Source organism: Sorangium sp. So ce381 (assembly GCF_051473845.1).
Lineage (GTDB): Bacteria > Myxococcota_A > Polyangia > Polyangiales > Polyangiaceae > Sorangium > Sorangium atrum.
Genome location: NZ_CP150336.1, coordinates 4,055,571 through 4,081,098, shown reverse-complemented (window position 1 = coordinate 4,081,098; position 25,528 = coordinate 4,055,571). Strand labels below are relative to the sequence as shown.

The following is a 25,528-nucleotide window of genomic DNA, read 5'->3' as shown; positions in this document are numbered from 1 at the left end:
GGTACCGGATCTCCCCAAGCTCTGACGCGCGGCTGCGTCACGCGCGCCGCTGGCTGCCGTTCTGCCAGGCGATGAGCGCGAACCAGACCATCATCAAGATCGACGCCGGCGCCAGCACCGTCGGGGGCAAGAAGGGCGAGACGAAGCTGTAGGCGAAGAGCCAGGCGCCGGCGGGGACGCCGACGAGCTTCACCGGCAGCGAGGCGGCGCGCGACGCCATCACGATCCAGATGCCGGCGAAGATGTGGGCGCCGAGCCGCACCGGATCGGCGACGGCGTGGGGCACGTGGTTGAGCGCCATCACGCCGGTGGTCACGTCGAGGAACAGCCAGCCGTAGCCGGCCATCCGCGCCCACTCCGGCGCGCGCAGGCTCGGGACCAGCGCGAAGACCGCGAGGTGGAAGGCGAGCCCCGGGTACTCGGGCCACCGCGCGCCGGGGGCGATGGCGAAGCTGACCATGACGGGGGCGAAGCACAAGAACGCGGCGCTGGCGGCGACGCGCGGCGAGCATGGGGCGGCGGACGATTCCTTCATTGCGTGGGCTCCTCGCTATCGAGCGCGAGGATGCGGCGCGACCGCGGCGTCGTCTTGGGCTTCCTTGCGCCATTGCGCCATTGCGCCAACTTTGGCGCGCGCGCGCGATTTCCAGCGTCGTTCTCGAGCGTTCGTGCGCAGACTTCGGCGAGCGCGACCGCTGGCGTCGGTTTACTCTCGGTGGATGCCGAGAGACGCCGCGCCCGTGCGCACCGAGCTGCGCGCCTACGCCGACGTGCCCGGGGTGCGCTCGCTGCTCGTCGACGCCGACGAGCGGCTGTGGTGCGCGGTGAAGGAGACGTACGCGGTGGCGCTGATCCATCGCGGGCGCGCGGAGTTCTGGTCGCGCCGCGGCGGCGTGGCCAGCGCGCCGGGCGACCTGCACTTCGACGCGCCGACGAGCGTCCACAAAGATCTGCGGCGCGACGGGCCGGCGCGCTTCCAGATCGTGACTTTCGACGTGGCGCTGGTGCGCGAGCAGGCCGAGCGCCGCGGCCTGCGGCCGAGCCTGGCGCTGCGGGTGCCGCTGCTCGAGCGGCGCCATCCCGATCGCCGGCCGTTGCTCGCCCTCCACCGCGCGTACCGCGGGCGGCCCGATCCGCTCACGCGGCAGGTCGTCGTGGCCGAGGCGCTCGACGCGCTGGTGCGCCAGCTCGACGGCGCCGATGCGTGGCCGCACGCCACCGCGGCGCGCGGCCGCCTCGGGCGCGCCGTCGAGCTCATCCACGCGCGCCTCGGCGAGGCCCTCTCGCTCGACGAGCTGGCGGCTGCGGCCGGGCTCGATCGCTACCAGCTGTGCCGCGCGTTTCGCGCCGAGCATGGGATCCCGCCGTACACCTACGTGCTGCGCATGCGCATGGCGCGCGCGTACGCGTGGCTGGCGGCGGGCAGGCCGGTGAGCGATGTGGCGAGCGCGCTCGGCTTCTGCGATCAGAGCCAGCTGCACGGCCATTTCCGGCGCGCCTTCGGGATCACGCCCGGCGCCTTCGCCCGCGTCGCCCGCCGTGGCTACGCGCCGCTCGCGGTGGTCGAGCGATAGCCACGCGCCGCTCCCGGAGACTGCGCCGCGCCGTCAGCGCCCGCCGCGGCCTCGCCGGGCCGCGCGATCCGCCTCTTCCTCGTCGAGCTCCTCCGATCCGGCCTCCTCCGCGTCGAGCGGCGCGATCCGCCGCCTCCGCGGCGCGTCTTCGACCGGCGCCGGCGCCGGCGGCGGAGCGCTCCCGCGGATCTCCTGCGCGACCCGCGAGAGCAGCGTCGCGACCCCCTCCTCGACGGCGTGCCCGAAATCTTCCGCGCTCTGCTCAAGGCGCTGCTTGCGCTCGAGGCGCTCGGCCCTGCGCTGCTCCTTCAGCCGCCGGTGCTGCTCTTTCCGCGCCTGCGCGGCGCTGCGCTCGAGCTCCCGGCGGATCTGCCGCGGGGACACCTCGCTGGAGAGCGCGGCGAGCGCGTGGAAGGCGAGCCCCAGGCCGCACCCGAGCAGCGGCCAGAAGAACCACCACGGCCCGTCCGTGAGCGCGTTCACAGCGAAGAGGAACGCGTTCACGAGGAGGAACGAGAACAGGTGCGTGCGGAAACCCTTGCGCCGGCGCGCGAGGATGGCCTCGCGCGCCGCCTCCTCGCCCCGGACATGCTCGATGTCGCGCGACGCGGCCTCGATGGCGCCCCGCGAGATGCCGATCTCGTCGGCCGCCGCGACCAGCTCGTCATGGCTCACGCCGCGCGCCTGCGTGTCCCGGAGGGCGCGCTCCAGGATGGCCCGCACCTCGGCCTCTGTGTACTGCCGCCCGCTCTGCTTGCCCGGTCTCGTCATCGCTCTCCTCGCGACCGCGCGGAGCATACGCTTGACCGCGTGCGGCCGCGCCGCTTCCATGAACGCAAGGACCCCATGAGCAGCGAAACCGCCTCACACCGCGTGGGGACCACGATCCGCAACAAGTGGACGCTGGAGCGGCTGCTCGGCGCCGGCGGCATGGCCGCCGTCTACGTCGGCGTCCACCGGATCGGCCGCCGGGACGCGCTCAAGATCCTGCACCCGCAGGCCGCGCAGTCGAAGGAGATCTGCGACCGGTTCGAGCGCGAGGCCCAGGCCGCGAACCGCTTCCGCCACCCGGGCGCCGTCGAGATCCGCGACATCGACGTCGCCGAGGACGGGGCGCCGTTCCTGGTGATGGAGCTGCTCGAGGGCGAGTCGCTCGCCCAGCGCGAGCGCCGCCTCGGCGGCCTCCCGCTGGCCGAGGTGCTCCGCTTCACCGCGCAGGTGCTCGACACGCTCGCCGCGGCGCACGCGCAGGGGATCATCCACCGCGACATCAAGCCGCCCAACCTGTACGTCGTCGGCGACGGCGCGGGGGACACGCCCGCGCACGGCGGCGGCCCGCGCATCAAGGTCCTCGATTTCGGGCTCGCGCGGATCCGCCAGGACTCGAGCCTCCAGGGGGAGCTCACGCGGATGGGCCTGGTGCTCGGCACGACGCCGTACATGCCGCCGGAGCAGGCCAAGGGCCGCGACATCGACGCCCGCGCCGACCTGTTCGCGGTCGGCGCCACCATGTTCCGGCTGATCGCCGGCCGCCACGTCCACGAGGCGAGCACCGACTTCGACCTCCTGCTGAAGATGGGCAGGGAGCCGGCGCCGCCGCTCGCGCAGCGCGCGCCGTACGCGCCGCGCGACGTGTGCCTCGTCGTCGATCGCGCGCTCGCATTCGACCGCGATCAGCGCTACCCCGACGCGCGCCAGATGCTGGAGGACGTGCGCGCCCTCCTGCGCAGCGAGCCGCCGCCGTGCGCGTCGCGGTTCGCGCACGCGCTCGCTCCGGACGCGATCACGCTGCGAGAGCAGCCGTCGCCCCGGGGCGCCGCGGACGAGGGCGGGCCCGCCACGATCGCGGTGCACCCCGCGAGCGTCTCGACCTCCATCGCCGTCGACTGGAGCGACGAGCCTCCCGTGAGCGGCGGCTCCATCACCAAGGAGTGGGTGCGCCCCGACGCCGCCAAGGAGGACTCGATCGCAGTCGACTGGAGCGACGAGCCGCTCGACGCGGCCGCGCCCGCCTCGCGCCCGGCGCGGCGCTGACCGGGCGGCGGGCGGTCCGTCAGCCGGCAGCGAAGGCGCCGCCGCCCGAGCAAGACGCGAGCCGCTCGGCTAGGATGCGCCGGCCATGCTCGGCGAAGCGAAGCGGATCTACCTGGCCACGCGGAAGAAGCACGATCAGCTCTTCAACACGTACCTGATGCGCCCGCTCGCCGGCGGCGTGGTCGCGCTGCTCGCGCGGACCTCGATCACGCCGAACCAGGTGACGCTGCTCAACCTCGCCGTGTTCGTGGTCGCGGCGGCGCTGCTCGTCGCGCTGCCCACGGCTGCGGGGGGCCTCGTCGCCATCGCCGTGCTCGAGCTGAGCTACCTGCTCGACTGCGCCGACGGGATGCTGGCGCGGCACAAGCAACTCGCGTCGAAGGAGGGCCACCTCTTCGACTTCTTCACGGACGAGCTCAAGGCGGTGCTCCTCTCGGGGGCCCTCTCGATGCGCCTCTTCAGCGCCGGCGGCCTCGGGCTCGACGGCGGGCGCTGGCCCGGCGGAGACCCGCGCTTCCTGCTCGCCGGCGTCGTCGGGGTCGCGGTGATCGCCTCGGCGATCTCGCTGACGAACTTCGTCCGCCGCCCCGAGATCAGCGGCAAGGAGACGTCGGTCTCCGCCTATTACGAGACCGCCACGGAGGAGCGGCCCCGGTCGCCCGCCGCCCGGGCGGCGGCGCTCGTGATGACGTTCCTGCGCTTCCTGAACCACTACCCGAGCCACATCTGGGCGTTCGCGCTCGCGGACCGGCTCGACGTGTTCTTCTGGATGTATGTGCTGATCAACCTCCTCTACCTCGCGAAGGGCTGGCTCGGGCTGCTGCTCAGGTTCGGACGGTCGTAGTCCCTCATCGCCCCCCGCCGTAGGGCCATGTCATAGGATCAATGCATCGAGGCGACCCACCCCGCCCGCGTTCGTGTGCGGGATGACCGAGCAGCGTGACCCGCCTTGACGGACCGATGGATATCTTGAGCCCGGTTGCGGTATGAACGCACGATGGAGATCCAAGAGCTTTCCGACTTCCTGCGCGCCGATCCTCGCTTCACCACCCGTCGCAAATGGCTGATCCTGAGCGAGTTCGTGTACACTTCCACGGGTGAGAAGGTGGAAGAAGGCTTCCGCTACTTCACCTGCCCGATCGGAGCGCTCACCACCGCCCTGGAGAGGCGGGACTTCGCCGCCATCGCGAAGCTCCCCTTCGCCCTCGACGAGGACGGCGACCCGGACACCTCCGCGGTGCGCCTGGATCTCGCCTACACCGCGTCCGGTGCGCTCGCCGCCTTCCAGCCCGTGGAGTTTCGCGACCACGCGCCCACGCCCTTGTCAGCGCCCGTAATCCTCGAGCGTGCCGAGGCCCAGGCGCTCCGCGACACGGTGCGAGAGCTCGACCAGTCTGCCTAGCACTACAGCCGCGGTTAGAGGGCAGCACCTTTGGCACGCACGCAGCCGGGTGCTGCTCCCTCGCGCCACGCGGCCATGCTGGCAGCCGCTCCTTGCATCCTTGCATCCTTGCAAGCTCCCCGGAGGCTCGGTTAAAGCGCCTCGATGCGGAGATCCCTTCCCTGGCTGGCTTGCTTCACCCTCGGCCTCGGGCCTGTCGGCTGCGGCACAGAGGGAGATGACACGACCCCGGCCACACCTGCGGAGTACAAGCACCCTTTGCCGGAAGGCGAGAGCATCTGTGGGCGAGCAGACTTCGAGGAGATGTTTCCTTTCTCCCTTCGATCCTCGACGCTCCCGGTGCTCGTCCATCATTACAAGGCGGAAGAGCGCGACGCCGCGCGCCAGGTCCTCGCGTTCGTCGAGGAGGGCTGGGACTATCATGTGAACCAGATCGGCATGCGCCCGCCGATCGGCGATGGTGGAGAGTGCGGACCGGACGACGCGTTCGACGTGTTCGTGTGGAGAGGCCACCGCAGCTGCCTCGTCGACGTCCTCGGAGGCGAGCCGTCGACCTCGTGGGACGACCGGCATCCCTACATGATCGTCGATCCGTGGGGGCCTTACGGCGGCTCCGCGCTCGAGGAGACCGTGGTGCACGAGATGGCGCACGCCTCGCAGGCCGCCGACGACTGGAGCGAGAGCCCCGTCGTCTTCGAGATGTCGGCGTTGTTCCTCGACCAGGTCCGCGCGGATCACTACGCGGGCGAGAGCCTGGCCGATTTCCAGAGGCACCCGGACTGGGCCATCGACCACAACGACCATTACGAGACGTGGTCCATGTACGGCGCCTCCATGGTGCTGCTCTACCTCAAGGATCGGTTCTTCGACGGCGATCCGCGGTTCGTCTCGCGCATGTGGCTCGGGTCGCGCGACGCTGCCGGCCCAGGCGACGGCGCGCAGCCCAACGAGCCTGACTTCGTCGATGCGCTCGATGCGATGCTCCGAGAGGCGGCGGGCATAAGCTATGTCGAGGCCGTCCCCGAGCTCGCGCGCTGGCGCTGGTACACGGGCGATCACATCGACGATCGCCATTTCCGGCACTTCGCGGGCGGCCTGGAGAACCTCGCGGCGGCCAAGCTCTCGCTGGCGGCCCAGGTCGAGGCGAGGCCGGGCAGGATCGACATCCGCGAGCGCGCGCCGATGTTGCTCGGCACCAGCTATATCGAGCTCTCGGCAGGAGTGGACACGCCTCGATCGCTCCGGGTGTCGCTCGAGGCGCCCGACGACGCGAGGCGCCGCTTCGTCGTCCAGGCCGTCCCCGGTCTGACGCCCGACTCGGACGGCGAGATCCTGGATCTGTCGCTCGGCTCCGCGGAGCTGAAGCTCGGAGCGGACGGGAAACGAACGCTCGTGGTGACCGCGCTGCCTACCGGGACCTACGATCCCGATACGAGAGGTGAAGAGCGGTATCCGTTCACCCTGATCGTGCACCACGACGCGGCCGCCGTCGCCGACGTCGAGGCGCTTCGAGGGCGGCTCGCGACGCCCGATCCGAGGTGAGGCGCCGAGAGCCCACCTCCATCCGCCTGCCGAAAACTGGCCCTCCTCCCCCTCCTGTGCACTACGGTCGGCGCGCCATGGACACGCCGCCTCGAACGCGCGCCGCAGCCACGCTCGCGGCGAGCCGCCATGCGCTCGCCCTCCTCGCGCTCGCCGCGTCCCTCTCGGCCTGCGGCCGCTCCGGGGGCGCCGCCGACGCGCCCATCGAGCTCCCCGGGGCCGCCGGAAGCCAGAAGGCCCAGGGCGCCTCCGCCGCCGCCCTCGCCTCCCCTGCGGCCGTCGCCTCGTCCGCCCCGGCCGAGGACGAGCCGCCGCCCGGCCTGCCCGAGGGCCCGCCGATCGTCTCGCTCGGCGGCGTCGCCACCCCGCCGGCGCCGATCCCCGAGGGCCGCCCGCGGCTCGCCAGCACCTCGATGCTCACACGCGTCTATGCGCGGCCCAGCACCGACGCGAAGCCCGTCGGCTTCCTGCGCGCCGGCGCGGTCGTGGAGATGGATCCCGAGCCCGCCGGCACGTCCGGGTGCCCCGGGGGCTTCCGCAAGATCAAGCCGTTCGGCTACGTGTGCGTCGGCCCCGATGCGACGCTCGACCTCGACGACGAGATCGTCCGCGCTGCGGCCCGCCGCCCCGACGTCACCCACAAGCTCCCGTACATGTACGGGACCGTCACGCGCGGCGGCCCCGCCTACGCGCGCATCCCGACCGAGGACGATCTCGCGCGCTTCGAGCCCAACCTCAAGAAGCACCTCGATCGCTGGGCCAAGGACGAGGAGAGCGGCGCCACCTACGGCCTCGACGTCTGGCTCAAATGGAGCGCCGAGCCCGCCCCGCCCGCGCTCGACGCGCTCGCGCAGCGCATCACCGATCGCGAGATCCCCTGGTACCTGCGCGACGGCCGGCGCGCCCCCAACCTCTCCGGCCTCATCAAGACCAGCGACGCCGTGAAGATCGACGAGGTCTCGCGGCGCAACGGGATGGCCTTCCTCGAGTCGTTCCTCCACGAGGGGCGGCGCTACAACGTCACCACCGATCTGCGCGTCATCCCGGCCGACAGGTTCCGCCCCATCCGCGGCTCCGAGTTCCACGGCGTCGAGATCGGCAAGGACGTCGACTTCCCGTTCGCGCTCGTGCGCCGCGCCGGGGGCAAGCGGTGGCGCCTCGTGGGCAAGAAGCTCGTCGACGGCGGAGAGCTCGAGTGGCGATCCGCCGTGCCGCTCACCGGCAAGCAGCAGTTCTTCGGCGGCAAGCTGCACTACGAGACGAAGGACGGCGACTGGGTCGACGACCGCCACGCCGGCCGCATCGACCCTGCCAAGAAGATGCCTGCCTGGGGCAAGAACGGCGAGAAGTGGCTCGACGTCAACATCACGAAGCAGGTGCTCGTCGCCTACGAGGGCACGAAGCCCGTCTATGCGACGCTGATCTCGAGCGGAGAGGCAGGGCTCGATGACCACGAGTCCAGCACGGCGACCAAGCGCGGGATCTTCCGTATCCACACGAAGTTCGTCACGAGCACCATGGACTCGGACACCGTCGGCGAGGAGTTCGAGCTGCGCGACGTGCCCTATGTGCAGTACTTCGAGGAGGGGTATGCGCTGCACGGCGCGTACTGGCACGACAAGTTCGGCCGGCCCAAGAGCCACGGCTGCATCAACCTGTCTCCAGAGGACGCCCGCCGCCTGTTCTTCTGGACCGAGCCGGCCGTCCCGCCGGGATGGCACGGCGCAGCGCGCTCGCTGACCGGCACCGTGGTGTTCGTCCACCCCTGAGCCGCGCGGCGCCTCTGCCGTGGAGCGCCCGGCAGCCCCCCTCTGCTCAGGGAGGGCAAGGGCAGCACGAACGCTCGGCGCGCGCGCGCACGCGAGAGGAGTAGGACAGATCGATCGAGGGTCACAGTCCGTGCGACTGCCGGCTCGAACGGCGCCGGGGTCGTGGTAGCGTCCCGCCCATGCAGCTTGCCGTCGTGGGAACAGGGTATGTCGGCCTCGTCGCCGGCGCGGGGTTCGCGGATTTCGGGAATGACGTGGCGTGCGTCGACGTGTCCGCTGCCAAGATCGAGATGCTGAAGCGCGGAGAGGTGCCGATCTACGAGCCCGGCCTCGACGTGCTGATCGCGAAGAACACGCGCGACGGCAGGCTCCGGTTCTCCACCGACGTCGCCAGCGCCATCCGCGACGCCGAGATCGTCTTCATCGCCGTCGGGACGCCCCAGGCGGACGACGGCTCCGCCGACCTCTCCGCCGTCGAGGCCGTCGGCGAGACGATCGGCAAGAACCTGAACAATTTCAAGGTGATCGCCACGAAGAGCACGGTCCCCGTCGGGACGGCGGACCGGCTCCGGCAGATCATCGGTGCGAACGCCACCCAGCCGTTCGCTGTCGCGTCGAACCCGGAGTTCCTCAAGGAGGGCGACGCGGTGAACGACTTCATGAAGCCCGACCGCGTGATCATCGGCTCGGACGACCCGAAGGCCCGCGAGATCCTGCGCCACCTCTACAACCCGTTCGTGCGGGCGAGCGACCGCATCCAGCTCATGGATGCGCGCTCGGCCGAGCTCACCAAGTACGCCGCGAACGCGCTGCTCGCGTCGCGCATCTCGTTCATGAACGACCTGGCCGTGCTCGCGGAGAAAGTCGGCGCGGACATCGAGCTCGTGCGCAAGGGCGTCGGGGCCGACCCGCGCATCGGCACGAAGTTCCTGTTCGCCGGCCCGGGGTTCGGCGGCTCGTGCTTCCCCAAGGACCTCTCGGCCATCCTCTACACCGCGGGCACCGTCGGGCACGATCTGGAGATCGTCCGGGCGACGGAGCGGATCAACGCGCGGCAGAAGCGGCTGCTCGCCAGCAAGGTGAGCGCCCACTTCGACGGCGCGCTGAAGGGGAAGACGATCGCGGTCTGGGGGCTCGCGTTCAAGCCGCAGACGGACGACATCCGCGAGGCGCCGGCGCTCACGCTCATCGACGCGCTGCTCGAGGCGGGCGCGACGGTCCAGGCGCACGACCCGCAGGCGATGCCGAACGTGCGCGCCATCTACGGGAGCCGCATCCTCCTGAGCGACGGCATGTACGGCGCGGCCGAGGGCGCGGACGCGCTGGTCGTCGTCACCGAGTGGCACGAGTACCGGCGCCCGGACTTCCATCGGCTGAAGCGCATCCTGAGCTCCCCGACGCTCTTCGACGGGCGCAACATCTGGGAGCCGGACGAGCTCCGCGGCATGGGGTTCGTTTACACGGGCATCGGCAGGAAGTAGCGCGCCCAAACCGATAGCGCGGCGCGCCGGCGGCGCCGCGCCGCTCAGGCGTCGTCGTGGCCTGGCGGCAGCACCTGGCGGCGGGTGGTCGGCGCTTCCTCGCCGACGTACCGCGGCAAGTTCGCGGGCGTCTGGTTGCGGTTGCCCGACAGCTCCTCGCCCAGGTGCCGCGTCCCGTTGGCGGGCGTGTGCCGCCGGCTGCTCGGCGGCTCCTCGCCGAGGTGCCGCGCGGCGAGCGGCGTCGGCATCGACATCCGCCGGCTGCTCGGCGGCTCCTCGCCGGTGTGCCGGTCCCAGCGCCGCTCGAGCATCTTCCGATCGACGCCGATGAGGCGCGCCGCGGCCGCCTTGTTGCCGCCGCAGCTCTCGATCGCGTGGTGCAGGACGGCGCGCTCGATCACGCGGAGCTTCGATCCCAGCCGCTCGGGCAGCGCGAGCAGGGCGCGCGCCAGCCGATCGATCTCCGCGGTGGCGTCCACGACCGGCCGCTCGCGCGCGAGCTCCTCGAGCGTGGGGACGTCGATGAGGTCGTCGTCCGCGAGCAGCCCGAGCCGCTCGACGACGTTCCGGAGCTCGCGCACGTTGCCGGGCCAGGGCCGCCGGACAAGCCACGCGATCGCGTCGTCGGTGTAGCGCAGCTTGCGCGGGAGCTCCGCGCTGAACGCGAGCAGGAGCTCGATGAGATCGGCGTCGCGCTCGGCGAGCGACGGGACGTGCACCGTGACGACGTTGAGCCTGTAGAAGAGGTCCTCCCGGAAGCGCCCCTCGCTGATGCGCTTCTCCAGGTCGACGTGGGTCGCGGCGAGGACGCGGGCGCGCAGCGGGATCTCCGACTCGGCGCCGAGGGGGCGGAAGCGGCGATCCTCGACGACGCGGAGGAGCTTCGCCTGCAGCTCGCCGGGCATCTCGGCGATCTCGTCGAGCAGGATGGTGCCGGCGCCCGCGAGCTCGAGCTGGCCGCGCATGCGCTTCTCGGCGCCGGTGAAGGCGCCGCGCTCGTGCCCGAAGATGAGCGACTCGATGAGCGTCCCCGGCAGCGCAGAGCAGTTGACCGCGACGAACGGCTCGCCGCGGCGCGAGCTCATCTCGTGCAGCGCGCGGGCGACCATCTCCTTGCCGCTGCCGGTCTCGCCGCGGATGAGCACCGTCTTGTTCGACTCGGCGACCCGCTCGATGATCCGGCGGACGCGCTCCATCCCCGCGGACGAGCCGAGGAGCGCCTTCGTGCCGAACGTGCGGTCGACCCGCTCGCGGAGCCGCACCACCTCGCCCTTCAGGAGCAGCCGCTCGCGCTGGCCCTCGATGATCGGCAGGAGCATCTCCGGGCAGAGCTCGTCCTTCAGCACGTAGTCCTGCGCGCCGAGCCGCATGGCCTCCCGGATCTCGGAGAGCTCGCTGACCGACGTGACCATCAGCGCGGGCGTGCTCCGCCCCGAGGCCCGCACGCGCCGCAGGATCTCCAGGCCGCCGCGGTCGCGCGGATCGTCCGACAGGCGCACGTCGAGGAGCAGGAGGTCCGGCGCGCTCCGCTCCACGGCGGCCATCGCGTCGTCCAGGCCGACCGCCTCGATCACCTCGACCTCGTCGAGCGTGGCCAGGATCTGCCGGAGCGTGCGGCGGCCGCTCCGCTGATCATCGACGATCAGGATCTTCACGCGACCTCGTCCTCCGCGGTCATGGAGACGTCGGCGGCGGGGATCGAGATCACGAACCGCGTCGTGCCGTCGCGCCGCTCCGGCTCGATCAACCACCCGTGGGCCCGGACGATGCGGTGCGTGATGGCGAGCCCGAGCCCGGTCCCGCGCGGCTTCGTCGTGTACCAGGGCGCGAAGAGGCGCGACGCGTCCCCCGAGATGCCGGGCCCCGTGTCCCACACGACGAGCTCGGCGCCGCTCTCGGTGGTCTGCCAGACGACGCCGATCGTCCCCTTGTCGCCGGCCGCGTCGAGGCCGTTCGAGAGGAGGTTCACGAGCACCTGCGTGGCCTGATCGGGATCGCAGCGGAGCCTCGATCCGGCGCTCACGCGCGCCTCGATCCGCCGCTTGCCGAGCTGATCGCGCAGGAGCATCTCCGCCCGGCTGACGAGCTCCTCGACCGCGAGGCGGCGGCGCTCGAGCTTCCTGTGCGTCACCCGGCGCAGCCCCATCACGAGGCGCTCGAGGCGCTCGACCTCCTCGCAGCCGATCTCGACCTCCTCGGCGTCCAGGCTCTGGTTGCTCGATCCGCGCTTGAACACGGAGCGGAAGAAGTTGATCGGGTAGCGCACCTCGTGGGTGATCTCGGCCGCGAGCGTCTCGATGAGCGCCGCGCGCTCGTCGCGCCACGCGGCGGCCTGCTCCCGCCGCCGCCGCTCCAGCTCCGCGTAGCTGTGGGCGTGCGCCATGGCGAGCGCGGCCTGGTTGCCGATCGTGCGGAGCAGGTCGAGATCCTCGCTCGTGAACAGGGCGCCGCCGCGCTTCTTGCCCACCTCGAGGACGCCGAGCAGCCGGCCGCGGAACATGACCGTCAGCGAGAGCTCGCTCGCGCTCGCGTCGGGCGGCTCGACCTCGATGACCCGCTCGCCGCTCGACTCGTCCGCCCTCGGCGCCGGCTCGCCCGGCGCGGCGCCGGCGTTGCCAGCGCTCGCGCCGTCGGCCGCGTCGACCGCGATGCGACGGAAGGTGACCCGCTCGCAGGAGAGCCAGCGCGCCACCGTGCGCTCGACCGCGAAGGCGACCTCGTCGGGATCGGCGACGAGCGTCAGCTCCTCGCTGAGCTGCTCGACGGTGGGCTTGTACTCCGCGCGCGCCGGGAAGAGCTTCCGATCGCCGGCGCCGAGCGCGAACACGACGAGCGCCGCGCTGACGACGGCCGCCGGCGCCGCGACCTTGATCGCGCCGAGCAGCGGGAGGCCGGCGTACCCCGCGCACGCGGAGCAGAGGATCACCGTGAGCGCGACCATCATGCAGGCGATGATGACGCGCGTGAGCGGGCGCGACAGGAGCGCGCGGCTCCCCCAGAGGTCGTAGCGGATGAACGCGACGACGCTCGAGACGGGCGTGAGGGCGAGCGCGGGGATCGCGAACCACGCGAGCGTCGACGCCGGGGCGCCGAGCATGGCCAGCATGAAGCCCAGGGCGATCACCACGTGCGGCGGCGCCATCGCGAGGAGCAGCGCGCGCAGCGTGCGGCGGCGGTCGCCCTCCGCCGCGGCGAAGCGGAGGATCAGCGTGGTCGCGAAGAAGAAGAACGACGCCACGAACAGGATCGCGCAGACGCTCCGGAGCGCGACGGTGGTCCAGCCCATGGCGTGCGAGGCGAGCAGGGCGGCGGCGAGCAGGCCGCCGAGCCCGTGCGCGATCCGCGCGAAGACGGGGTAGCGCGCGATGAGCGGGACGTCGTCCGGCAGCCGCAGCGCCAGCGTGAAGAAGCTCATCGGGACGAGCGCGTAGGCGACGTGGAAGAACGGGACGAGGTGGCGCGAGCTGTGGTAGTCGAACAGCGCGAACTGGAAGAGCGCGGCGAACAGCGCGGCGCTCGCGAAGGCGCGGGCGAGCTTGCCGTGAGGGCTCGCGCTGAGGGCGATGAGCGCGGCGCCCACGTAGAGCGAGGCGACGACCATCAGCCCGCCGGCGTAGAACCACCAGGCGAGCGCGTCGAAGGGGACGAGGGAGAGCTCGACGTCGCGCAGCCCCTCCGCCGTCTCGACGCGGGCCTGCACCGAGCGATGCCCCTCGCGCGCCGCCCTCTCGACCGCCGCATCCCAGGCGCCGGCGCGGTAGCGCCCCGCGGTGCTCTCGAGGCGCCAGCCGTCGACCTCGACGACGCGATCCGGGTACCGGAGGCCCTTCTGGAAGCCCTCCCAGGACGGCAGGCCCACGCTCGAGACCACGCCGTCCGGATCGACGAGCACGCCGGGGAACGGGCGCTCGTACCAGCTCAGAGCGCTCCTCATCCCCGAGCCGCCCAGCACGAGCGCCGCGAGGACGACCACCGCGAGGAGCCAACGCCGATTCTCGATAGCGGGCATCGGGAGAGCCGACGGCGCGCAAATTGCGCCGCCAGCCACTCACGATACGCTGGAACTCCGGGTGAACCAACGGGCCTCGCGCGCCGGACGGCGTGCAACGCGCCCGGCACCCGCGATCCTGGCGCCCCAGCAGCGCTACTACGCAATTATTATTACGTTTTCCCGCGGAGATGAGAGCGGGATCACCCCACGGCGGGACGGCAACGCGCTCAGGCGGCGCCCTCGTGCGCGTCGCCGTCCGTGGCATCCGCGAACACGACGTCGGCCAGCGCCCCGAAGCGCGACTCGACCTCGGCTACCGCGGCGGCGTCGGTCGCCGATCGCTCGAGCCGGTCGAGCACGGCGGTGATCTCGTCCCGCACGCGCGGCGAGGGCGGCGGCGCCGCGCGGCTCGCGGCGAGGGCGCGGACGAGGAGCGAGAGCTGCCGCAGCACGGCGCCGGCGCCGTGGGCGCGCCGGCGCCGGGGGTCGCCCGCGGTGAGGCGGGCGTGGCGCACCAGCGCGCAGACGCCGTGGCAGAGGCTCGGGTCGGCGAGCAGCGCCCGGACGGCCCAGCGCGCGAGGCGGCGCGAGTACAGGCGGCGGAGGAGCGGGCCCTCGGCGCGGGCGTCGTGCCAGATGCGCGCGGCGCCGTCCTCGCCGATGAGCACCAGCGCGAGCGCGATCGGATCTCCGGCGGCGAGGCAAGCTCGACCGGCGTCGATGCGGCCGTAGCCGTGCTTGGCGTTGTGGCCGTCGCGATCGCGCCCGTCGGGGAGCACGTCCCACGGGTCGGCGATCGGCTCGGCCGACGCGGGCGCCGCGGGAGGCACCGGGGCGAGCGTGCGCATCACAAGGGCGTCGAGCTCGGGCAGGCGGAGCGACGGGTTCTGCGACAGGATGAGGAGCAGCGAGCCCGCGGCTAGCGCCGAGGCCCCGCTCGACTCGGCGTGGCAGAGCCGCTCGAGCGCGGGGGTCGCGCTGGACGCGGACGGCAGCGGGCAGGCGAGATCGTCCCCTGGCGCGAGCCACCGCACCGCCGGGCCGCGGTTGGCGAAAGGGCGGCTCCGCCCCCGGCGGTCCCGCCAGAGGAACCACCCCTCGCCGCGGGCGCCCGGGCCGACGCAGAACACGCGCGGGTCGCTCGCGGGCTCGCCGAACCCGAGCGAGAAGCTCGCGTGCAGCGACTCGGGAGGGCTCGAGGCCTCGCGGCCGGTGGGAAACACGACGGGGCAGCCCCGGCCGCGGCGCCCGAGGCGGGCGGCGAACTCGAGCGCGTCGTCGAGCATGGGCGTCGTCGAGCCCTCGACGTACGCGGCGCACACCACGACGTCGGCGCCGTCGCTGACCGCCTGGACGATCGCGACCGGCAGGGCGAGGACGCACGATCCAGGCTTCGGGATCAGGTAGAGCCGGGGCGACGCGTCCGGCGCGACGCCGCGGAACCCGCCGGGGCGACGGCCCCCGACGGCCCACGCGACCATGAACGCGCCGTGCGCCTGGCTGCGCGGCGGCTGCTCCATCATGACGAGCACCTCGCGCTCGAGGCCGAGCTCGTCGGCCGTCCAGGCGTCGTCGTCGATGACCCCGAGGCGCATCCCGGCGCCGCCCCCGCAGCGGCGGCGATCGACGCCGATCCCGCCGCCCTCGTCGCGCAGGAACCAGCGGCCAGGGGTGACGGGCTCGTCCTCGACCGACGCGCCGCGCGCTTTCCACCCCTCGGGGCGCGCCGCGGCGCCGGCGGCCGCGTCGAAGCGCGGGGCGACGGCGGCGCTCGGGCGCCGGGCCGACGCGACGTAGCGCACCGGCAGCGCCGCGGCCGAGAGCGCCGCGGCGACGTCCGCGCGCCGCCCGCGATCGGGGGATCGGACGCGGAGCCAGAAGATGGGCGTCCGCTCGATGACGCGCTCGACCGCGACGCCAGACCAGCGCTCCCCGAGCGCCTCGGCGACCGCGTCGGGCGCGACGGGGCACCGCGAGGCGACGACGATGTCGAGGGGACCACCGTCGTCGTCGCCGGCGGCGGTGGGGACCGGGGCATAGCCGAAGTCCCACGGCGGGCGCCGCGGGCGCGTCCTGGGCGCGGCCGACGACGCGGGGGGCGGCGCGCTCTTGCGGCCGGGCGCCGGACGCGCGCGCGCGGACCCCTCCTCCGGAGAGCCCGCCCCCCCTCGCGCGGCCGCGCCGCGGCCGCGGCTCATGCCAGCACGGCCTTGGCCCAGGCGTTGAGCGCGTGGGCGCGGTTGGCGAAGCCGGGGCTCTCGGCCTCGCACCGCGCGAGCTCCTGGGCTTGCCCCTCCCTCCCCTCCGCCCAGGCCGCGACGCGGCGAGCACCGAGCACGGCGGCCCGCCGCCGCGCGGCGCGGAAGCACCGGCGCTCACCGTCGAGCATCGCCGCGAGGACGCCGGACTCGAGGACGATCCGGCGGACGGGGAGCAGGGACGAGGGCGCGTCGGGGATCGGCGGCTCGCTCTGCGCCTTCGGCGTCACCGCGATCCCCCAGGGCGGCGTGCCGAGCGGCCCGTACGCGGCGGCGCCGCGGTGGCGCGGCTCCGAGGCGCGCTCCCGATCGCGCTCTTCGCGCTCTTCGGCCCGGGGCTCTCCGTGCGCGCGCGATCGGAGCTCCGAGGCCAGGACGACGGCCCAGGCGCCGCCTCGCTGGTAGTCGTCCTGCCAGTCCATGACGTCGTCGTGGAGCTGCAGCCCGAGCCACACCGACGACAGCAGCCGCGCGAGCACCTCGCGCCGCTCGGCGTTCCAGCCGGCGGCGTGCGCGAGGGCGATCGACGCCGGGAAGCCGACGCTCTGCTTGCCGAGGGAGAGCGCGTAATAGCGGCTGAAGCCGGCGGGCCCGCCGCTCGCCAGGAGGCTGCGCTCGGTCTCGATCGCGAACAGCGTCGCGTCGTCCGCGCGCGCGAAATCGATGGCCGGGTCGTCGACGCCTGGCGCGACGCGGCGGAGCGCGTCGTCGCGCGCCCGCCGAGCGTGCGCCAGGATGGCCTCGAGCTGCCACGTCGGGCGGACCTGCTTGTCCTTGATGCGATCGGTGCCGAACGCCTCGATGACGGCGAGCAGGTGCGCCAGCAGCGCGTCCTGCACCGTGGCCCCGCGGACGCCCGGCATGGCCTCCGCGAGCAGCGCGGGCGCGGCCAGCGTGATCTCGTTGCTGAACACGGCGCTCCAGGGCACGTCGCGCGACGGGGACAGGCCGAGCGTGTAGGCCAGCCCCTGCGCGTCGGCGTGCAGCATCCCGGGGAGGGTCCGCCAGAACGCCTTGTAGAGCTCGTCCACCCAGAGGGCGTCATCCATGCGCGGGCACCTCCATCGCCCGGCGCGCCGCGCCGGGCTCGGCGCTCGCGGTGCGCGGCGCGCTCCGGGCGCCGGTAGATGGCACCGGGGCAGAGCCGCGCCGGTGAGACGTACGCCGATGGCGGTGCAACCCCGCCTGTCGCCTGCGCCGCAGCATCAATAGACGTTCGACTCCTTCCAGGGCGACAGGCACACGTTGAAGCGCTCCTCGACCACGATCGCGCGCCACTGGAGCACCTGGGAGGCGCTCAGCCCATCAAAGAAGCCGCCGATCCAGGAGCGGATGCGGCCGTTGAGCTGCGCGCGGATCCTGGCCGCGTCCACCGGCTCCTCGTCTGCCTCGGGCGCGACGACGTAGAGGGCGAGCAGCTGCTTGAACTCGTCGAAGTACTCCTGGTTTCGGAGCAGCGAGATGTAGAGCGCACGCAGCTGTGCGTGCGGGTCGATCGAATTCACGGTTTGCATGGGCCTCCGCCGCCGGCCCACCGCCGGCGTCGGACGGCACATTGCACGTCACGGGCCGCCGGTGACCAGCGCGTAAGCCATTGAAATCATTCGATCGCCAGCGGCGGCCGGCGGCGGTCGATACCCGAAACCGACCATCATCTGCCCGAATCCGACCGCTCCGCTCGACGCGATGTCGCCTTTCCACGGAGGTGGACATAGACATGTCCAGTGCTGCTCGTGCCCGACACGACACCAGCCGGGATCGCAAAAGACGCTCCGGCGCAGGCCGTTTATTTCATACACAACCGAATCGATCAGTGAAGCTGGATCACTTCCCACCGCCGAAGCTCGGGCTGCCCCCACCGCTCGGAATGAAGATGACGCCGCCGCCGCCCCCACCGCAGTCGCTGAGCGCGATGAGAATGAGGAGGACGACGATCAGGACCACGACGATGACGACGACCGTGCCGGCGCTGGCGCCCGTCCCGCCGCCGAACGAGGGGCTCGGCGGTGGCGGCAGGTGGAAGGCGGCGGCGAGCTCCTTCCCTGGAAGCGGTGAGCAGAATGACACGCTCACCTCGGTCGGGGCCTGCTCGATGCTGACCTTGCCGCCTTCGCCCTCGTACTCCGTGGCCTGCACCGCCTCGCCGATCTCGACCTTCCAGTAGAACTCGCCGATGACGTATTCCACCTCGGCGTGGACGCTCTGCTTGAGCGCATACGTCCGCCCTTGATAGCTCGCCGTCGAGCCCATCGGCTGGACCTCGCCGGGTGAGAGAGGCGTCACGAGCTGCCACGCGCCGTCCTCTTCCATGAGCCACAGGTAGCCGACGCTCGGCCCGCCGTAGAGCAGGTACTCCCGCCAGCGGTAGCGCTCGCCCTCCACCGTGCAGCCCCGGATGACGAAGCCGATGCAGAGCACGCGCGTGCCGCGGAGCTGGCCCTCGGCGCCGAGCGGGACGTACGGCTCCATGGGCGGCCGTGGGACCTGGCCGAGCGCGACGAGCGCGCCCTTCGTGAGGTCGCTCGCCGTGCCGCAGTACCGGCAGACGATGCGCTCCGTGGTGCCAGGCGCGGCGAGCGGAAGGTTGCCGCCGCAGTTCGGGCACGCGACGGCCGACACCTGCGCTGTGGGCTGGTCCACAGGGGCGCCGGTGTCGAGCTTCATCACGGCCGGGTCGATCTGCCGGCCCAGGTAGAGCTTGGGCGGGATCATCCGCCCGTCGCCGTAGTCGAGCGTCCCGAACTCGCCCCTCGGCCCCGCGATGTCGACGAAGCCGGTCACCACGCCCGGCGCGGCGACGTGGGGCATCTCTCCTTCGGCCGAGATCACGCGCCGGCTGCCGACCTCGACGACGGTGAACATGCCGTGCCCCTCGAGGTGGACACGGCCGCCCGGCTGGAGGGAGCTCCACTGCGGCAGCCCGTTCAGCGGGAGCGGCGCCTCGGTGGTGGCGTACCAGCGCCCCTGAGCGAAGGCGACCCACGTCCAGCGGCCGCTGGCCGGGAACGCGATGAAGATCTCCTGCCAGGGCGCGCCCGGCGCGCTGGCCCGATCGAGCTGGACGCGGCCGTCGACGACGAACGGCTCGTTGCCCCAGCGCCCGGTGACCCCGAGCTGGAGGGGCGTGGGGATCTCGACCAAGTCGGCGACGCGCCCGACGGCGCGGAGGTCCCGATCGGTGCGCGCGATGACGAACTTGCAGTGCTTGCACACCTGCGCCATCGCGCCCGCGAAGCGAAACGTGATCGGCGCGCCGCAGGAGGGGCACGCGGCTGCTCGGTCGAAGGGCGTGCTCACGCGAGCACCATACTAGAAGCCTCGACGACGGAAGAGGAAGCGTTTCAGGTGCACTCGTCGACGTGGCACGTCGCACGCAGCACGTCGTGCATGCCGCGCGTGGCCGCGCGCCGCACGCCGCACGCCGCACACGGCAGCTCGTCAGCGCGCGGACGCTCGCCAGAGCTCACCGGCGCGCCGGCGAGCCCGAACAGGCTGTGGTCCAGCGCGAGCGGTGCTAGGACCGCGCCGATGCCGGCCACCGAGGAGAGCCCTGCGGGAGCTCGGGGCGCCCCTCCCGGGGACGCTCCGGCGCCCTTTCCTGCGGCGCAGCCGCTGCCCCGGCTCGTGCACCCGGCGCTCCTCGCGAGCGTGTTCGTCATCGCCACGTCGGGGCTCGTCTACGAGCTCATCACCGGCACGCTCGCGAGCTACGTCCTCGGCGACTCGGTGACGCAGTTCAGCTTCGTCATCGGCCTTTACCTGTTCGCGATGGGGATCGGCTCGTACCTCTCGCAGTACATCGAGAGCCGGCTCCTCGAGCGCTTCGTCGAGATCGAGCTCGGCCTCGCGCTCGTCGGGGGGCTCTCCGCGCCGATGCTCTTCCGGGTGTACACGGCGCTCGGTTCGTTCCGCGCGCTGCTCTACTCGCTCGTGCTGCTCATCGGGGTGCTCGTGGGGCTCGAGATCCCGCTGCTCATCCGGCTGCTCAACTTCTCGCTCGATCTCAAGCGGCTCGTCGCGCGCGTGCTCACGCTCGACTACATCGGCGCGCTGGCCGCGAGCCTGCTCTTCCCCTCGCTCCTCCTGCCGCGCCTCGGGATCCACCAGACGAGCCTGTTCTTCGGCATGCTCAACGCGGCCGTCGCGATCACGAGCACGTTCCTGTTCCCGCTCGATCGCGCCGTCGTCGTCCGGCTGCGGGCGCTCTGCCTGATCGTGATCGCCGCGCTCGGGGTCGCCTTCGCGCTCGTCTCGCGGTTCGTCGAGCGCTCGGAGGCGCTCTATTTCGGGGCGCCCATCGTCTACGCGGCGCAGTCGCCCTACCAGCGCCTCGTCATCACGAGGAGCCCGCGCACGACGCGCCTCTTCCTGAACGGCAACCTCCAGTTCTCGTCGGACGACGAGCACCGGTACCACGAGGTGCTCGTGCACCCGGCCGTCGCCGCGCTGGGGCGCGAGCCGCGGCGCGCGCTGATCCTCGGCGGCGGCGACGGGCTCGCAGCGCGCGAGCTGCTCCGTTACCCGTCGGTCGAGCAGATCCTGCTCGTCGACCTGGACGGCGCGGTCACCGGCGCCTTCCGCGATCTGCCGCTCGCCGCGGAGCTGAACCAGGGCTCGCTCCGCGACCCGCGCGTCGCCGTCCGCAACGAGGACGCGTTCAAGTACCTCGAGGAGTCGACCGAGTCGTTCGATCTCGCGATCGTCGACTTCCCCGATCCGGGCAACTACGCCGTCGGCAAGCTGTACACCGACGCCTTCTATCACCTGCTCCGGCAGCGGCTCTCCGTGCGCGGGCTCGCCGTCGTCCAGGCGACGTCGCCTCACTACGCGCGCGAGTCGTTCTGGTGCGTCGTGACGACGCTCGAGGCGGCCGGCTTCAAGACCGCGCCGCTCCACGTCTACGTGCCGAGCTTCGGCGAGTGGGGCTTCATCCTGGCGGGCGGCGAGGGGCTCGCCGCGCCAGGCGCCCTCCGGATCGATCCGTCGAGGCTCCGCTACCTCGACTCGAGCGGCCTGCCGGAGCTCTTCCGGTTCCCTCGCGATCTCGGCCGCGTCGAGGCGCCGATCAACCGGCTGAACGACCAGAAGCTCGTCTCCGTGTACACGCGCGAGTGGGCCGAGTGGACCCGGTGATCCGGTGAACCGCCGCGGCTTCCTGAGCTCCGTGGCCGCGGGCTGGGTCGTGCACACGGCCGCACCCGGGCGCGCGCCGATCGCCGGCGAGATCGTCGGCGCGGCCCACGGCGCGGGCCACCTGCTCCGCGGCGGCCCGCTGCCCGCGGCGAGCGGCCCCGCCGAGCGCGCGGACGTCGTGATCGTCGGCGGCGGGGTGAGCGGGTTGTCGGCCGCGTGGCGGCTCGCCGGCGCCGGGCTCGATCTGCGGGTCCTCGAGCTCGAGCCGAGGCCGGGCGGCACGAGCGCGTGGGGCGACGACGGCGTCGTGCCGTACCCGTGGGGCGCGCACTACCTCGCCGCGCCGAACGTCGAGGCGCGCGCGACGCTGCGGCTGCTCGAGCAGATGGGCGTCGTCACCGGGTGGGACGCGGCGGGGCGCCCCACGTTCGATCCGCGGCGGCTGTGCCACGCGCCGGGCGAGCGGCTGTTCTACGAGGGCGCGTGGCACAGCGGCCTGGCGCCGCTCGACGCGCTCTCGAGCGAGGCGCTGGACGAGCTCGAGAGGTTCCATGCGTTCGAGGAGGAGCTCACGGAGCTCACCGGCAGCGACGGGCGCCCGGCGTTCCAGATCCCGCTCGATCGCTCCTCGCGCGACCCCGAGCTCCTCCAGCTCGACCGGATGAGCATGGCGGCGTGGCTCGATCGCGAGGGGTACCGCACGCCGTTCCTTCGCTGGTACGTGCGCTACGCGATGCTCGACGACTTCGGCGGCGCGCCCGAGGAGATCTCGGCCTGGGCGGGGCTGCACTACTTCGCGGGGCGCAAGGCGCGCACGCCGGAGCTCGCGGGCAGCCGCTACCTCGTCTGGCCCGAGGGCAACGGCCGGCTCGTGAAGGCGCTGCTCGAGCGCGCGGCGCCGCGCGTGTCGCTCGGCGCGCTCGTCACGTCGGTGCGCCCGCAGCCGGGCGGCCGCGTCGAGATCGACTACGTCGACGTGCAGCGCGGCGAGGCGCGCCGCATCGAGGCCCGCGCGGCCATCCTCGCGGCGCCCGCGTTCGTCGTGCGCCGGATCTTCGCGGGGAGCGCGGCGGGCGAGCTGCCGGAGCGGATCGCGTCGGCGTGGCTCGTGGCGAACCTGCACGTCGAGCGGCCCATCGACCCCAACCACGCGTGGGATTCCGTCCTCTACGGCGCGGAGGGGCTCGGCTACGTCGACGCGCGCCACCAGCTCACCGATCTCGCGGCGGCGACGACGCAGCGATCGCGCCTCGAGACGCCGGTGCAGCGCACCGTGCTGACCTACTACCGCGCCTTCGGCGGGCCGGACGTGGCCGCCGCGCGCGCGGCGCTGCTCCGCGCGCCGTGGGAGTCGCTCGCCGACGGCGTGCTGCGCGATCTCGCGCCGGCGCACCCGCACCTGCGCGACGACGTCGAGCGGATGGACGTCATGATCTGGGGTCACGCGATGCCGCGCCCGCGCCCCGGCTTCCTCGGCCCGCGGCCGTTCGAGCCGCGTTGCGCGCTCTCCGAGCGCGTCGCCTGGGCTCACGTCGATCAGCCGGGGATGGCGCTCTTCGAGGAGGCGCACGCCTGCGGCGTGCGCGCCGCCGAGACGATCGCGGCCTCGGCGGGGATCGCGATCGGCGAGAGCTGGCTCTGAGCTCGAGCGCTCGTCGCCTCGGCGCGCGCCGCTCCGCGAGGAACCCCACGTCCTCTCTCATCTTTCAAGAGCAAAGTGTGTCCGGCGAGCGAGCGCCTCTGGAACGGTCCTCCACCCCTGCCGCCGGCCGCTTCCGGCGGCCATGGAGCGGTCGCTGTGGGAGATCCGGCCCAGGATTTCAGCTTTGCCCTCGCCTTGAACTTGCGCTGCCCCCCTGCTCCGCGTCTACTCTCTGCCCATGTTGCGGACCCGGTTTGCCGGGATGACGGATACCGGGCTCCTCCGGGACCACAATGAGGACAACCTCCTCGTCAGCGAGGAGTACCGTGTCGTGGCCGTGGCGGATGGAATGGGCGGACACCGCTCGGGCGATGTCGCGAGCCAGCTTGCCGTGAGCACGCTCTCGGACTTCCTGTCCGTGACGGTGGGGAGGGACGCCACCTGGCCCTTCCCTGCCGATCCGAACCTGACCGAGGAGGAGAACTACGTCGTCACCGGCCTCAGGCTGGCGAACCGGCGCATCTTCGATCGCTCGCTGAAGACGCTCGCCGACTTCGGCATGGGCACGACGATCGTGGCGGCGATGTTCTCCAAGGACGCCGAGCACGTGACGGTGGGTCACGTCGGGGACAGCCGCTGCTATCGCCTGCGCGACAGCCAGATCACGCAGCTGACCCGCGACCACTCGCTCGTCAGCGACGCGGCGCACATGGCCCCGTGGATGACCGAGGAGGAGGTCCGGCAGCTTCCGGCCAACGTCATCACGCGCGCGCTCGGCATCCGCGAGGACGTCCTCGTCGATCTCGTGACGGACGAGACGCGGCACGGTGACGTGTACCTCCTGTGCTCGGACGGCCTGTCCGGGCTGGTGAGCGACGATCAAATCCTCGAGCTCGTGATGTCCAGCGGCTCGCTGGACGCTGCGTGCAAGGCGCTCATCGATCGGGCGAACTACTTCGGCGGCACCGACAACATCACGGTCGTCCTCGCCCGCGTCGAAGAGGTGCCCGACGGCAAGCGCCCCTTCAACGACGAGCCCACGCAGGAAAGCCGCTAGCCCGCGCCGCCGCTCGGCGGTTGCGCGTGGGCTCCCGCCGCAGCCGCGCAGGCCCCACCTCCTGCGCGGTGCGCTCTCGCTCGGGGCGGCGAGCTAGCCCCCTCGGGCCGGGCAGCTCGGCACCACGCTCCCATCGACCCCAGCGCCCCCATCCCCCGCGCGCGCACTCCCTCCCGCCGAGCCGCCGATGCGTCGGCTACAGGACGAAGTGATCCATGAGCTGAAGGACCTCCAGGTTCAGCCCCTTCAGCGCGGCGCACTCCCGCTCCACCTCGGCCTGGAAGACCGGCTTGATGTGGTAGAGCATCGTCGGCAGATCCCTCGGCGCGCGGAACTTCTGGAGCTCGACGGCGAGCGTCTGCGGCGTGTGGTGGCCGCTCACGGTGGCGAGGCGCTGCTCCCGGTTGGGGAAGCTGACCTCCATCAGCAGCGCGCGGAGGTCCTGCTGCTGGTTCAGCACCTCCCACAGCCGCTCCGTGGGCCCGGTGTCGCCGCTGTACGCGATCGCGCCGCCGTCCCCTTCGATCACGAACGCCGACGCGTCGATCGTGTGCGTCACGTGGACCGCCCGCACGAGCCGCCCGGCGACCGGCGTGGGGCGCTCCGGCTTGAGCTCGAGGTACTGGATGGTCGGCTGCCCGGCGCTCGGGATCACCGCGAAATCGGGCCAGAGCACGTTGTTGAAGAAGTGCTTCTTGAGCGTGCGCAGCGTCTCGCGCGTGCCCGCGATCACGAGCGGCGGGCACCCGAGCTGGCAACGGTTGTCCGCGATCGTGGCCAGGTCGCGGATGTGATCGAGGTGCGCATGGCTCACGAGGCACGCCTCGATCCGCGCCTGGTCCTTCACCTCGAGCCCGCTCGTCAGCGAGCCGGCGTCGATCGCGAGGACGTCGTCCACGACGAACGCGCACGTGCGATGCCTGGGGGTCTCACCGCCGTGGCAGCCGATGACACGCAGCTCCACTGGTTCAGCTCTCTCCGCCGAACTTCTGCGGCATGTCCAGGAACTCGATGAAATCCCGGAACCTGCGCATGTCGGTCACCATGATCGCCGCGGGTGCAGGCGGCCCGTACGAGAGGAGCCTCAGCCGGCGGAGCCGCTTCATCACCTCGTCCACCGTCTCTTGCTCGACGTCGACCTCGCGCGCGATGTCCTCGGGAGAGGAGCGGACGCGTATGCCTTCAGGCGTCTCCTCCCCGAAGGCCTCGGCGTGACGGGCGAGCGCGAGCATCACGCGCGCCTTCGGGTCACGGTGCATGAGGATCTCGACGAGCGAGTTCGCCGCGTCGAGCCGCTTCGCCAGCTTCTTGAGGAGACGGAGCGCTATCTCGACGTCGCGCTGCAGCATGACCTCCAGCTTCCGCGCGTCGATCACGAGGCAGCGGGACGGCTCGCTCACGGTGGCCGTCGCGTTCCGGGGCTTGCCGTTCAAGATCGCCATCTCGCCGACGAACTCGCCGGGCCCGAGCACGGCGAGCACCTTGTCCTCGCCGGCGACCGACTTCGTGATCCGCACGGCGCCCGACTGGATGACGAACATGACGTCGCCGGAGTCCCCCTCACGAAAGAGCACGTCGCCCGGCACGTACTCGCGGCCATAGCGGGCGAACGACGACTCCGACATTGCCCGGGAGTCTAGCGCCC

At 72.4% G+C, this 25,528-nt stretch carries 21 protein-coding genes; 10 read left to right on the top strand and 11 right to left on the bottom strand.

The genetic code is table 11. The features are described 5' to 3' along the window. Positions 1 to 37: 37 nt before the first annotated feature. On the bottom strand, positions 38 to 460 hold the full coding sequence (locus WMF29_RS15510) for a hypothetical protein (RefSeq protein WP_437329572.1): 423 nt from the start codon (positions 458 to 460) through the stop codon (positions 38 to 40). On the opposite strand from WMF29_RS15510, the gene WMF29_RS15505 reads away from it, so the two are divergent. Beyond that, the gene (locus tag WMF29_RS15505; protein ID WP_437329571.1) at positions 444 to 1,574 is read left to right on the top strand and encodes a helix-turn-helix transcriptional regulator; all 1,131 of its coding nucleotides are present in this window, start codon (positions 444 to 446) and stop codon (positions 1,572 to 1,574) included. The genes WMF29_RS15510 and WMF29_RS15505 overlap by 17 nt on opposite strands. 33 nt (positions 1,575 to 1,607) lie before the next feature. Here the strand turns inward: WMF29_RS15505 and WMF29_RS15500 are convergent, their stop codons facing one another. Then, positions 1,608 to 2,345, bottom strand: coding sequence for a 2TM domain-containing protein (locus WMF29_RS15500; RefSeq protein ID WP_437329570.1), 738 nt, complete (start codon positions 2,343 to 2,345; stop codon positions 1,608 to 1,610). Between the two features lie 75 nt (positions 2,346 to 2,420). Here WMF29_RS15500 and WMF29_RS15495 point away from each other — a divergent pair, with 75 nt between their 5' ends. The 6 genes from WMF29_RS15495 to WMF29_RS15470 all read left to right on the top strand — a co-directional run bounded on the left by WMF29_RS15495 (position 2,421) and on the right by WMF29_RS15470 (position 9,802). Further along, complete coding sequence (locus WMF29_RS15495; RefSeq protein WP_437329569.1) at positions 2,421 to 3,608, top strand: serine/threonine-protein kinase; 1,188 nt, start codon at positions 2,421 to 2,423, stop codon at positions 3,606 to 3,608. 85 nt (positions 3,609 to 3,693) lie between these two features. Further along, a complete protein-coding gene (locus tag WMF29_RS15490) occupies positions 3,694 to 4,452 on the top strand; it encodes a CDP-alcohol phosphatidyltransferase family protein (protein ID WP_437329568.1) in 759 nt (252 codons plus the stop codon). A gap of 153 nt (positions 4,453 to 4,605) precedes the next feature. After that, the gene (locus WMF29_RS15485) at positions 4,606 to 5,010 is read left to right on the top strand and encodes a hypothetical protein (protein WP_437329567.1); all 405 of its coding nucleotides are present in this window, start codon (positions 4,606 to 4,608) and stop codon (positions 5,008 to 5,010) included. 144 nt (positions 5,011 to 5,154) lie between these two features. Next, positions 5,155 to 6,552, top strand: coding sequence for a hypothetical protein (locus WMF29_RS15480; RefSeq protein WP_437329566.1), 1,398 nt, complete (start codon positions 5,155 to 5,157; stop codon positions 6,550 to 6,552). Between the two features lie 77 nt (positions 6,553 to 6,629). Next, positions 6,630 to 8,321, top strand: a complete 1,692-nt coding sequence (locus WMF29_RS15475; RefSeq protein WP_437329565.1) for a L,D-transpeptidase — start codon at positions 6,630 to 6,632, stop codon at positions 8,319 to 8,321. Positions 8,322 to 8,500: 179 nt separating this feature from the next. Continuing rightward, positions 8,501 to 9,802 (top strand): UDP-glucose dehydrogenase family protein, encoded by a 1,302-nt coding sequence (locus tag WMF29_RS15470; protein WP_437329564.1) that lies wholly within the window; start codon positions 8,501 to 8,503, stop codon positions 9,800 to 9,802. Between the two features lie 44 nt (positions 9,803 to 9,846). Here the strand turns inward: WMF29_RS15470 and WMF29_RS15465 are convergent, their stop codons facing one another. From WMF29_RS15465 to WMF29_RS15435, 7 genes are all read right to left on the bottom strand, one after another. Beyond that, on the bottom strand, positions 9,847 to 11,457 hold the full coding sequence (locus tag WMF29_RS15465; RefSeq protein ID WP_437329563.1) for a sigma-54-dependent transcriptional regulator: 1,611 nt from the start codon (positions 11,455 to 11,457) through the stop codon (positions 9,847 to 9,849). Continuing rightward, complete coding sequence (locus WMF29_RS15460) at positions 11,454 to 13,811, bottom strand: ATP-binding protein (protein WP_437329562.1); 2,358 nt, start codon at positions 13,809 to 13,811, stop codon at positions 11,454 to 11,456. Before WMF29_RS15460 ends, WMF29_RS15465 begins: the two co-directional genes overlap by 4 nt. Positions 13,812 to 14,020: 209 nt before the next feature. After that, on the bottom strand, positions 14,021 to 15,991 hold the full coding sequence (locus WMF29_RS15455; RefSeq protein ID WP_437329561.1) for a S8/S53 family peptidase: 1,971 nt from the start codon (positions 15,989 to 15,991) through the stop codon (positions 14,021 to 14,023). Then, positions 15,988 to 17,100: a hypothetical protein gene (locus WMF29_RS15450; protein ID WP_437329560.1), complete on the bottom strand. Its 1,113-nt coding sequence runs from the start codon at positions 17,098 to 17,100 to the stop codon at positions 15,988 to 15,990. Before WMF29_RS15450 ends, WMF29_RS15455 begins: the two co-directional genes overlap by 4 nt. Positions 17,101 to 17,256: 156 nt before the next feature. Next, entirely contained in the window at positions 17,257 to 17,565 is a 309-nt protein-coding gene (locus WMF29_RS15445) for a hypothetical protein (protein WP_272097998.1), read from the bottom strand. Positions 17,566 to 17,875: 310 nt separating this feature from the next. Beyond that, on the bottom strand, positions 17,876 to 19,348 hold the full coding sequence (locus WMF29_RS15440) for a DUF4178 domain-containing protein (protein WP_437329559.1): 1,473 nt from the start codon (positions 19,346 to 19,348) through the stop codon (positions 17,876 to 17,878). Positions 19,349 to 19,392: 44 nt separating this feature from the next. Beyond that, on the bottom strand, positions 19,393 to 19,590 hold the full coding sequence (locus WMF29_RS15435) for a hypothetical protein (protein ID WP_437329558.1): 198 nt from the start codon (positions 19,588 to 19,590) through the stop codon (positions 19,393 to 19,395). On the opposite strand from WMF29_RS15435, the gene WMF29_RS15430 reads away from it, so the two are divergent. From WMF29_RS15430 to WMF29_RS15420, 3 genes are all read left to right on the top strand, one after another. Next, positions 19,580 to 21,184: a polyamine aminopropyltransferase gene (locus WMF29_RS15430; RefSeq protein WP_437329557.1), complete on the top strand. Its 1,605-nt coding sequence runs from the start codon at positions 19,580 to 19,582 to the stop codon at positions 21,182 to 21,184. The genes WMF29_RS15435 and WMF29_RS15430 overlap by 11 nt on opposite strands. Before the next feature lie 4 nt (positions 21,185 to 21,188). After that, the gene (locus WMF29_RS15425) at positions 21,189 to 22,826 is read left to right on the top strand and encodes an FAD-dependent oxidoreductase (protein ID WP_437329556.1); all 1,638 of its coding nucleotides are present in this window, start codon (positions 21,189 to 21,191) and stop codon (positions 22,824 to 22,826) included. 238 nt (positions 22,827 to 23,064) lie between these two features. Further along, entirely contained in the window at positions 23,065 to 23,883 is an 819-nt protein-coding gene (locus tag WMF29_RS15420) for a PP2C family protein-serine/threonine phosphatase (protein WP_012235416.1), read from the top strand. Positions 23,884 to 24,079: 196 nt separating this feature from the next. On the opposite strand, the gene WMF29_RS15415 is transcribed toward WMF29_RS15420, so the two are convergent. Further along, positions 24,080 to 24,847 carry an MBL fold metallo-hydrolase gene (locus WMF29_RS15415; RefSeq protein ID WP_272097994.1) on the bottom strand — a complete coding sequence of 256 codons (768 nt, stop codon included), beginning with the start codon at positions 24,845 to 24,847 and terminating at the stop codon, positions 24,080 to 24,082. A 4-nt stretch (positions 24,848 to 24,851) separates the two neighbouring features. Beyond that, positions 24,852 to 25,508 (bottom strand): Crp/Fnr family transcriptional regulator, encoded by a 657-nt coding sequence (locus tag WMF29_RS15410; protein ID WP_437329555.1) that lies wholly within the window; start codon positions 25,506 to 25,508, stop codon positions 24,852 to 24,854. Positions 25,509 to 25,528: the final 20 nt, after the last annotated feature.